Annotated in this window: 1 protein-coding gene; it reads right to left on the reverse strand. The window is 67.1% G+C overall.

Annotated elements, in window-relative coordinates; all coding sequences use genetic code 11:
- A partial coding sequence (locus I5W_RS08205) for an ABC transporter permease subunit (RefSeq protein ID WP_441294720.1) occupies window positions 1–451 on the reverse strand: 451 nt, incomplete at its 3' end.
- Window positions 452–523 lie beyond the last annotated feature (72 nt).

Consider the following 523-nt stretch of genomic DNA (forward strand, 5'->3'; position numbering starts at 1 on the left):
TGCCGTCATAGCTGTTGAGCGTGCGTACGAAGGCCAGCAGCACGGCGCCGATGATTGCCACCTTCAAGCCGTCGCGCCACAGCGCCGCCAGCGGCAGGCCGTGACGGCTGCGGTTGACGCGGCTCATCCAGGTCAGCGCCAGCGCCAGCACGAACAGGGCAATGCCCAGCGCGGCACCGATCTGCGGCGGCAAGTAACCCTGGCCCAGGTAGACCATGTTGTCCGAGACCGGGGCGATGGTCAGGCCACCGGTAATGCCCAGCAGGATGCCGCGGAAGGCCAGCATTCCGCCCAGGCCGACGATGAAGGAAGGGATGCCCAGGTAGGCGGTCAGGTAGCCGTTCAAGAGCCCCATCCCCAGGCCGAAGCCCAGCGCCAGCACCAGGTTCAAGGCCAGCGGCAGGTGGTAGCTCACGTCCAGCAGCGCGGCGATCGACAACCGCAACAACATCGGCAGTAGCGCCGCACTGGCGATGCAGGCTTCCGCTGGCCTCAGCAACAGCGGCCGCATCGAAGCCAGCCA

Origin of the sequence: Herbaspirillum sp. B65 (assembly GCF_000333555.1) — a bacterium.
Taxonomy (GTDB): domain Bacteria; phylum Pseudomonadota; class Gammaproteobacteria; order Burkholderiales; family Burkholderiaceae_D; genus Herbaspirillum; species Herbaspirillum rubrisubalbicans.